This is a genomic window from Actinomadura fibrosa (genome assembly GCF_900659615.1).
Taxonomy (GTDB): domain Bacteria; phylum Actinomycetota; class Actinomycetes; order Streptosporangiales; family Streptosporangiaceae; genus Spirillospora; species Spirillospora fibrosa.
The window spans coordinates 1-5,693 of record NZ_CAACUY010000397.1; the positions used below are offsets into that span (position 1 = coordinate 1).

The window sequence follows — 5,693 nt, forward strand, 5'->3', positions numbered from 1 at the left end:
CTTCATGATCCACCGGTTCGGGCCGACGCTGCTGCTCTGGGGATACGTGGCCATCTCGTACCTGCTCGCGCTGCACTGGGGCGCCTGGCGCGCGGACACGTCGGGCAGGTGCCGGGCGAAGATCGCGCGGATGACGCCGCCGCGGTCGCCGAAGTGGTACTGGACGGCCGTGGCGTTGCGGGCGCCCGCGGCCTGCACGATCTCGCGCAGGCTGACGCCGTCGATGCCGCGCTCGGCGTACAGCCGCTCGGCGGCGTCCAGCAACCGCTCCCGCGTGTCGTTCATCTCTCGCCTACAGCGCGGAGATCCCACTCCTCACGGCGAGGAGGGAATGCGACGGGATGTTGCATTTCGCTCAGCCTTTCCGGGTTCCGTCGGGTGCGGTGTCGCCGATCACCGATGATCGCCATACGTCACTCTGTCAGTGCGCAACGCTACGTTGGCGAGTATGAAGTTGGTGGTGCAGGTGAAGCTGCTGCCGACGCCTGAGCAGGCGGCGGCGCTGGCGGCGACCCTGTCTGACTGCAACGCGGCGGCCGACCTCGCGTCGGCAGTGGGGTTCGCCAGGTTCGGGCTGGGCGTCCGCCTGGTACCGCTGCATCACGCGGTGTACCGGGAGCTGCGGAACCGAGGGCTGGGGGCGCAGGCCACCGTCCGGACGATGAAGAAGGTCGTGGACGCCTACACCACGCTGCGCGCCGGCATCGACGCCCGACGGTTCGGCAAGCGCGACTCGCCGCGCCGGACCGAAGCCCAGTCCAAGCCGATCCGGTTCCGTTCCGATGCGGCGCAGCCGTTCGAAGACCGGAACCTGTCCTGGCGACACGAGGCCCGCAGGGTGTCGATCTGGACCGTGCACGGCCGGATCACCATCGCCTACACCGGCTCCCCCACCCAGCTCGCAACGCTGGCCGAGCACCGCAAGGGCGAATCGGACCTGATACACCGGAACGGCAGGTGGTTGCTGGCCGCGACCTGCGAGGTTCCCGAGGCCGCACTCAACACCGAGCCACGCGACTGGATCGGGGTGGACCGGGGAATCGCCAACCTCGCCGTCACCTCCGATTCCCGCACCATGCAGGGCAAGGGGCTGCAGCGCTACCGGCGGCGCATGGCGCGGGTACGGGCCGAGTTGCAGACCAAGGGCACCAAGTCCGCCAAGCGCAAGCTGAAAAGGCGGGCGCGCCGGGAGGCCCGGCACACCACCTGCGTCAATCACACCATCGCCAAGACGGTGGTGGCCGATGCCGAACGCACCGGACGCGGAATCGCCCTGGAGGACCTCACGGGCATCCGCGAGCGGACAAGGGTTCCCCGGCACCAGCGGGCCACCATCTCCTCCTGGCCGTTCCACCAGCTCGCCCGGCACATCGGCTACAAGGCCCGGCGAGCCGGGGTGCCGGTGATCGAGGTGGACGCCCACTACACCTCCCAGACCTGCCCACGCTGCGGGCACGTCGCCAAAAAGAACCGCCCAACCCGAGACACCTTCCGCTGCGTCGCGTGCGGGCTCGCCGGCCCCGCCGACCACATCGCCGCCGTGAACGTTCAACGACGCGCACGAACGGCGTGGGTATTCGTCAACATGCCCCATGCGGCCGCGTCACCGTCCTCACCGTCAGGGACAGTCGCGAGCCGCAAGCCCGGCCTTTCGGAGTCAGGTCGTTGACTCGTTTCCTATCGTGTGCTCCAGGGCCTCGGCGAAGCGTTCGCGCGCCGCCTCCCTGCGAGTGGGCAGGTGGCCGGTGGGCCACAGGCCCTCGACGGGCTCGACGTCGCGCAGCAGCTGCCGCGCCACGGTGATCTTGTGGACCTCGGTCGGGCCGTCGGCGATGGCCATCGCCTGCGCCCCCATCATCATGGCGGCGAACGGCATCTCGTTGGAGACGCCGAGCGCGCCGTGCAGGTGCATGGCCCGCTGCACGACGTCGTGGTAGACCTTCGGCATCGCGGCCTTGACCGCGGCGATGTCCTTGCGGACCCTCTTGTAGTCGCGGTGCTTGTCGATCAGCCAGGCGGTGCGCAGGACGAGCAGCCGGAACTGCTCGATCTCGATCCAGCTGTCGGCGATCTTCTCCTGGGTCATCTGCATCTTGGCGAGCGGGCCGAACCGGGTCCGCCGGGAGACCGCGCGCTCGCACATCATGTCGAACGCCTTGCGGACCTGCGCGATCGTCCGCATGGCGTGGTGGATGCGGCCGCCGCCGAGCCGGGTCTGGGCGATGACGAACGCGCCGCCCTCGTCGCCGAGGAGGTTCTCGGCGGGCACGCGGACGTTCTCGTAGCGCAGGTAGCCGTGCGAGCCCTCGCGCTCGCCGCCGACGCCCACGTTGCGGACGGTGACCAGGCCGGGCGCGTCGGCGGGGACGATGAACATCGACATGCCCTCGTAGGCGCTGACGTCGGGGTTCGTGACGGCCATGACGATGAGGAAGGTGGCGTGCCTGGCGTTGGAGGAGAACCACTTCTCGCCATTGATGACCCAGCCGTCGCCGTCGCGGACGGCGCGGGTGGTGAACAGGGTCGGGTCGGCGCCGCCGTGCGGTTCCGTCATCGAGTAGGACGACGAGATCTCCCCGTCGAGGAGGGGGCGCAGGTAGCGCTCCTTCTGCTCGGGTGTGCCGAAGTGCGCGATGATCTCGGCGTTGCCGGAGTCGGGCGCCTGGCAGCCGAACACGGACGGGGCCCAGCGGGAGCGGCCGAGGATCTCGTTGAGCAGCGCGAGTTTGACCTGGCCGTAGCCCTGGCCGCCGAGCTCGGGCCCGAGGTGGCAGGCCCAGAGGCCCTTGTCGCGGACCTGGTCCTGGAGGGGGCGGACCATCGTCTTGTAGCGCGGGTCGGTCTTGTCGTAGGGGTCGCCGAGGACGAGGTCGAGCGGCTCGACCTCGTCGCGGACGAAGGCGTCCGCCCAGTCGAGAAGTTCCTGGTAGGCGGGTTCGGTCTCGAAGTCCCAAGCCATGGCGGCCTCCCTGCCGGTCCGGTGCGCTCGTCCCGCCGATAATCTCTGTACCTGAGTAAGTAATGCAAGTGCATGACTGTTACTCTCCGGTAGTTCACCAGTGGGAAGGGAACCCGCCGTGCAGCCTGAGCAGATCGACCGCGCGCTCGTGGACTTCGGCGTCTTGGCCGGGTGGATGGACGGCGAGGGCCTGCCGGGCGGCCCGTTCGAGGACGTCGTCCCGCTGGCCGGTGGGACGCAGAACGTCCTCGTGCGCTTCCGCCGCGGCGGGCGCGACTACGTGCTGCGGCGCGGTCCGGCGCACCTGCGGGCCCGGACCAACGAGGTGCTCCGCCGCGAGGCGCGGGTGCTGGCCGCGCTGGACGGCACCGACGTCCCCGCGCCGCGCCTGATCGCCGCCTGCCCGGACGAGCGGGTCATGGACGGCGCCGTCTTCTACCTCATGACTCCCGTAGAGGGCTTCAACGCCTCGGTGGCGCTGCCGGAGCTCCACAGCGGGGACGCCGCCGTCCGGTACGAGATGGGGTTGAACGCGGCGCGCGCGCTGTCGGCCCTCGGGGCGGTGGACCACGAGGCGGTGGGCCTGAGCGACTTCGGCAAGCCGGAGGGGTTCCTTGAGCGGCAGGTGGGCCGCTGGATGTCCGAGCTGGAGTCCTACAACGCGCTGGACGGCTATCCGGGGCCGGAGATCCCCGGGCTGGACGACGTGGCCGCGTGGCTGGACGCGAACCGTCCCGGAACGTGGCGGCCGGGGATCATGCACGGCGATTACCACCTGGCCAACCTGATGTACGCGAACGACGGGCCCGAGGTCGCCGCGATCGTCGACTGGGAGATGTGCACGATCGGGGACCCGCTGCTCGACCTCGGCTGGCTGCTCGCCACCTGGCCGGTCGACGGGGACGAGAGCGCCCTGCTCGCCGGGCCGCTCGGCGCCGCGGGCGGGCTGCCGTCGGCGGACGAGCTGGTCGCGACCTACGCCGAGCGCGCGGACGCCGTCGCCGGACGCGATCTGTCGTCCATCACCTGGTACGCGGTGCTCGCCTGCTTCAAGCTCGGCATCGTGCTGGAGGGGACGCACGCGCGCGCGTTCGCGGGGAAGGCGCCCAAGGAGACCGGCGACCTGCTGCACTCGATCACGCTGGGCCTGTTCCGCCGGGCGCAGGCCTTCATCGCCGGCTGACGTCCGCCGGAACCGGATCCGGACAGTTCGCCCCCTTGTAGTACTACAACGTGTCGTACTACGTTCGGTCGTAGAGGTCATCGGCGACCGACCACCACGGGGGTGGCGCATGTCCACGACCGAACCGTCCACCGAACTCCCGCGATCCGTCGGCGGCCCCGCGAACGCGCTCGACGACCGGCTCGGCAGCACCGGGTTCGCGCGCCGCGCCGCGCGCAAGGCGTTCCCCGACCACTGGTCCTTCCTGCTGGGCGAGATCGCCCTCTACTCGTTCCTCGTCCTGCTCGCGTCGGGCGTGTTCCTGACCTTCTTCTTCAAGCCGAGCATGTCCGAGGTCGTCTACGGCGGCTCCTACGCGCCGCTGCGGGGCGTCCGGATGAGCGAGGCCTACGCCTCGACCCTGCGCATCAGCATGGACGTGCGCGGCGGGCTGCTGATGCGGCAGATCCACCACTGGGCGGCGCTGGTCTTCGTCGCCGCGATCCTGGCCCACCTGCTCCGGGTCTTCCTCACCGGCGCGTTCCGCAAGCCGCGCGAGCTCAATTGGCTGATCGGGATCGTGCTGCTCACGCTCGCGATGGCGAACGGCTTCACCGGCTACTCCCTGCCGGACGACCTGCTGTCGGGGACCGGCCTGCGGCTGGTCATCGGCGCCGCGCAGTCGCTGCCCCTCGTGGGCTCCTACCTGGGCTTCTTTCTGCTGGGCGGTGAGTTCCCCGGCACCGACCTCGTGCCGCGGCTGTACATCGTGCACGTCCTGCTGGTGCCGGGCCTCATGCTCGCGCTCGTGCCCGTCCACGCGATCGTGCTGCCCTGGGTGCAGAAGCACACCGACTTCCGCCGCGGCCGCAGCACCGAGAGGACCGTCGAAGGCAAGCCGTTCTACCCCGTCTTCATGGCCAAGACCACCGCGTACCTCCTGTTCACGGCGGGGGTGACCGTTTTGCTGGCGACCTTCTTCCAGATCAACCCGGTCTGGCTGTACGGGCCCTACGACCCCACCGCGATCAGCGCCGGGTCCCAGCCGGACTGGTACCTCGCCTTCGGGGACGGCGCGCTGCGGCTCATGCCCGGCTGGGACGTGGACGTCGCCGGGCACACCGTCGCCCTCGGCATCGTCGTCCCGCTGCTCGCCATCACGGCGTTCTTCACCCTGCTCGCCCTGTACCCGTTCCTGGAGCGCCGCGCGACCGGGGACCGCGCCGTCCATCACGTGCTCGACCGGCCGCGCGACGCCGCGACCCGTGCGGGGCTCGGCGCCGCGGGCGCCGCGTTCTACGGCGTGCTCTGGGCGGCGGCGGGCAACGACGTCATCGCCCGCACGTTCCACCTGTCGCTGTTCGCGACGACGTGGTTCCTCCGCGCCGCCGTCCTCGCCGGGCCGGTGCTGGCGTTCGCCGCGACCCGCCGGATCTGCCTCGGGCTCCAGCGCCGCGACCGGGCGCTGCTCGACTCCGGCGTGGAGACCGGCGTGATCGTCCGGGCGCCGTCCGGCGGTTACCGCGAGCGGACCCGGCCCCTCGACGCCGGGGCGGCGGACCGCCTCCGCCG

At 70.7% G+C, this 5,693-nt stretch carries 5 protein-coding genes; 3 read left to right on the plus strand and 2 right to left on the minus strand.

Going from position 1 to position 5,693, the window contains the following annotated elements; all coding sequences use genetic code 11:
• A partial coding sequence (locus E1300_RS47075) for a TetR/AcrR family transcriptional regulator (RefSeq protein WP_131763764.1) occupies positions 1 to 285 on the minus strand: 285 nt, incomplete at its 3' end.
• A 163-nt stretch (positions 286 to 448) separates the two neighbouring features.
• On the opposite strand from E1300_RS47075, the gene E1300_RS47080 reads away from it, so the two are divergent.
• Positions 449 to 1,669, plus strand: coding sequence for an RNA-guided endonuclease InsQ/TnpB family protein (locus E1300_RS47080; protein ID WP_242619860.1), 1,221 nt, complete (start codon positions 449 to 451; stop codon positions 1,667 to 1,669).
• On the opposite strand, the gene E1300_RS47085 is transcribed toward E1300_RS47080, so the two are convergent.
• Positions 1,658 to 2,959, minus strand: a complete 1,302-nt coding sequence (locus tag E1300_RS47085; RefSeq protein WP_131763765.1) for an acyl-CoA dehydrogenase family protein — start codon at positions 2,957 to 2,959, stop codon at positions 1,658 to 1,660. The two genes, E1300_RS47080 and E1300_RS47085, sit on opposite strands and share 12 nt — an antisense overlap.
• A 118-nt stretch (positions 2,960 to 3,077) precedes the next feature.
• On the opposite strand from E1300_RS47085, the gene E1300_RS47090 reads away from it, so the two are divergent.
• Both E1300_RS47090 and qcrB read left to right on the plus strand, forming a co-directional pair.
• Positions 3,078 to 4,142, plus strand: coding sequence for a phosphotransferase family protein (locus E1300_RS47090; RefSeq protein WP_306440708.1), 1,065 nt, complete (start codon positions 3,078 to 3,080; stop codon positions 4,140 to 4,142).
• A gap of 109 nt (positions 4,143 to 4,251) precedes the next feature.
• Positions 4,252 to 5,693 (plus strand): cytochrome bc1 complex cytochrome b subunit (qcrB, locus tag E1300_RS47095; protein WP_131763766.1); only part of this gene is annotated, 1,442 nt, incomplete at its 3' end.

Bases quoted from the DNA above. Each gene is read 5' to 3' on its own strand.
- E1300_RS47085 (WP_131763765.1), bottom strand. From the start codon at position 2,959: ATGGCTTGGGACTTCGAGACCGAACCCGCCTACCAGGAACTTCTCGAC.
- E1300_RS47080 (WP_242619860.1), top strand. From the start codon at position 449: ATGAAGTTGGTGGTGCAGGTGAAGCTGCTGCCGACGCCTGAGCAGGCG.